This is a genomic window from Oceanisphaera psychrotolerans (genome assembly GCF_001870485.1).
Taxonomy (GTDB): domain Bacteria; phylum Pseudomonadota; class Gammaproteobacteria; order Enterobacterales; family Aeromonadaceae; genus Oceanimonas; species Oceanimonas psychrotolerans.
In genome coordinates, this window is the sequence record NZ_MDKE01000051.1 from 1 (window position 1) to 3,023 (window position 3,023).

3 protein-coding genes are annotated in these 3,023 nt (G+C 60.7%); 1 reads left to right on the forward strand and 2 read right to left on the reverse strand.

Features of this window, described 5'->3' with window-relative positions:
* Positions 1–96: 96 nt before the first annotated feature.
* Both BFR47_RS14310 and moeA read right to left on the reverse strand, forming a co-directional pair.
* Positions 97–852 (reverse strand): molybdopterin-synthase adenylyltransferase MoeB, encoded by a 756-nt coding sequence (locus BFR47_RS14310; protein WP_071473702.1) that lies wholly within the window; start codon positions 850–852, stop codon positions 97–99.
* Positions 852–2,093 carry a molybdopterin molybdotransferase MoeA gene (gene moeA / locus BFR47_RS14315; protein WP_071473703.1) on the reverse strand — a complete coding sequence of 414 codons (1,242 nt, stop codon included), beginning with the start codon at positions 2,091–2,093 and terminating at the stop codon, positions 852–854. Before moeA ends, BFR47_RS14310 begins: the two co-directional genes overlap by 1 nt.
* Positions 2,094–2,264: 171 nt before the next feature.
* Here moeA and folE point away from each other — a divergent pair, with 171 nt between their 5' ends.
* Positions 2,265–2,921, forward strand: a complete 657-nt coding sequence (gene folE, locus BFR47_RS14320) for a GTP cyclohydrolase I FolE (protein ID WP_071473704.1) — start codon at positions 2,265–2,267, stop codon at positions 2,919–2,921.
* The last annotated feature ends 102 nt before the right edge of the window (positions 2,922–3,023 follow it).

Genomic DNA, 3,023 nt, shown 5'->3' on the forward strand with positions numbered 1-3,023 from the left:
AAACACGGAAACCTCACTTGCGAAAAGCGAGGTGTCCATATATGGGTTTACGGCGTGTCGGCGGAGCGGGCCCTTTGCCCTCCTAGCTACCGTTTGCTACGAACTTCCCCCACATATTGGGCAGTCTGGCGCCTTGGGCAGGGTCAGTTCCCGGGTACCGAGGTTGAAGCCGTCGACCAGCAGCAGCTTGCCTCTGGGCGAGCGGCCCATGTCGGCCAGTAGCTTGATGGCCTCCAGCGCCTGCAGCGAACCCATCACCCCCACCATGGGCGCGAGGACGCCGGCCTCCACACAGCTCAGGGTGCCGGCACCCATCAGCCGGCTCAAACAGCCGTAACAGGGCTCGTCGTCGCCGTAGGTAAAGACACTGAGCTGGCCTTCCATGCGGATCACCGCCGCCGATACCAGCGGGACTTTGGCGGCAAAACACAGCCGGTTGACCCGCTGGCGGGTTTCCAGGTTGTCGGTGCCGTCGAGTACCAGCTGATGCCGGGGGACAAGCTGGCTGAGCAGGGCCTCGTCGGCGTTGCAGGCGTGGGTGACCACCCTGATATAAGGATTGGCGGCGCGCAGGCTGTCGGCGGCGGAGTCCACCTTGAGCCGGCCGATATCACCATCCTGATGCAGCACCTGGCGTTGCAGGTTGGACAGCTCTACCCGGTCGTGATCCACCAGGGTGATCTGGCCCACCCCGGCTACCGCCAGATACTGGGCGGCGGCGCAACCCAGACCTCCGGCACCGATGATCAGTACGGCGGCGTTTTTCAAGGCCTCCTGGCCGTCGATATCGAACTGGCGCAGCACAATCTGGCGATTGTAGCGCAGCCATTCGTCGTCGCTGAGCGGCTGCATTACCAGTACAGCCCGTCAATCAGTTCCAGGGTGACCATTTCTCCTTCGGCTACGTTGCCTCTGTCCTGCTCCAGGTGCAGCAGGCAATTGGCCTCGGCCATGGCGCTGTACACCGCCGAACTCTGGGAGCCGGCGGCCACCACGCCCAGGCTGCCGTCGGCCTGGGTGCTGACCATGCCGCGCTGAAAATCCATGCGGCCGGGGCTTTTCCGCAATGGCATCAGCGCCTTCGCCTGCAACAGCGGGGTGGGCTTGAGGGTTTCACCGGCCAGTTTTGCCAGCGCCGGACGCACCAACAGGTGAAAGGTCACGGCGGCCGACACCGGATTGCCCGGCAGGCCGAAGAAGGGGCTGTCACTGATGTGGCCGAAGGCGAAGGGCTTGCCGGGCTTGACCGCCAGCTTCCAGAAGCCGATGCGGCCCACGTCTTCCAGCACCTGCTTGGTGTAGTCCGCATCGCCTACCGAGACGCCACCGGAGGTGATCAGCGCATCGGCTTCACTGGCGGCCTTGAGAAAGGCCTGCCGGATAAGCGCCGGATCGTCCTTGATGATGCCGTAGTCGATGACCCTGATGCCGAGCCGTTCGAGCATGGCACCGATGCCGATGCGATTGGAGTCGTAAATATCGCCGGGGGCGAGCAGCTCACCCGGGCTTTTCAGCTCATCCCCGGTAGAGAGCAGCGCCACCTTGAGCGGGCGGCGAACATAGAGTTGTTCCAGCCCCAGCGACGACAGTACCGACAGCACCCGGGCGTTGATGCGGGTACCGGCGGCAAAGACCCGTTCGCCCTGGGCCAGGTCCTCGGCAGGCTGGCGGATATTCTGCCCCTCGGTAACGGCGCCCCGAGGGTAAATGATGTTGTGCTCCGAGCGGCAGTTTTCCTGCATCACCACGGCATCGGCGCCGAGTGGCAGGGCGGCGCCGGTCATGATGCGTACGCATTCGCCGGGGCCGACCCGACCGTTGAACGGATGGCCGGCCAGGCTGGTGCCGATCAGGGTGAGGGCCGCATCGGTCACCGCATCGGTGGCGCGCAGGGCGTAGCCGTCCATGGCCGAATTGGCGAACGAGGGCACATCGATGGGCGAGTATATGTCGTCTGCCAGGATCCGGTTCAGCGATTGGTCGAGGGAAACCGGCTCGTTATCGGTTATTGCATCAAGACGAGTGAGCATGTCGTGCTTGGCGTCGAGGTAAGGACGCAGCCCGGGTTGGCTGTCGCAATCGTGAATGGCCATGTTCGGTTACCTGTTATGGGGGCGATTGAATTTATTATTCCAGTTTAAATTTTTTTTTGTCATTTTTCTCTGAAGGTTAGGAGATGAATCCAGCATTCACAGCGGACCTTAAATGCACTACCATTCCCGCAGTCTGTTTTACCGCTTTTTATTTATTCAACGGAGCCTGTCATGACCGCTTTGAGCGATGCCGCCATCCGAGTTCGTTCCGCCCTTGAGGCGAGAGGGCTGGAAACCCCGATGAAGGGCAATAATCTGACCCTGGATGAAAAACAGTCCCGCATTACCGGACTGATGACCGAGATGATGGATGTACTGGGTCTGGATCTGGAAGATGACAGCCTGGCCGAAACGCCGAAGCGCATCGCCAAGATGTATGTGCGGGAGATTTTTTCCGGGCTGGATTACAGCTATTTCCCCAAAATCACCCTGATTGAAAACAAGATGAAGGTGGATGAAATGGTGCAGGTGCGGGACATCACCCTCACCAGTACCTGCGAGCATCACTTCGTGACCATCGACGGCACGGCCACCGTGGCTTATATTCCGCGCAGCAAGGTGATTGGGCTGTCCAAGATCAACCGTATCGTGCAGTTTTTTGCCCGTCGGCCTCAGGTGCAGGAACGACTGACCCAGCAGGTACTGGTGGCGCTGCAGGCGCTGCTGGAGTCGGATGACGTGGCGGTGAGCATTACCGCGACTCACTACTGCGTGAAGGCCCGGGGCGTGATGGATGCCACCAGCAGTACCACCACCACGTCTCTCGGCGGTATTTTCAAGAGCCGACCCGAAACCCGCCAGGAATTTCTCGGCGGCGTGGTGCGTTAAGTATCGGTCCGGATAGGAGATCACAGGCCAGATACCGAACGCAGACACGCCGTAAACCCATATATGGACACCTCGCTTTTCGCAAGTGAGGTTTCCGTGTTT

Coding starts and splice junctions, on each gene's coding strand:
- BFR47_RS14310 (WP_071473702.1), bottom strand. CDS start 852: ATGCAGCCGCTCAGCGACGACGAATGGCTGCGCTACAATCGCCAGATT.
- moeA (WP_071473703.1), bottom strand. CDS start 2,093: ATGGCCATTCACGATTGCGACAGCCAACCCGGGCTGCGTCCTTACCTC.
- folE (WP_071473704.1), top strand. CDS start 2,265: ATGACCGCTTTGAGCGATGCCGCCATCCGAGTTCGTTCCGCCCTTGAG.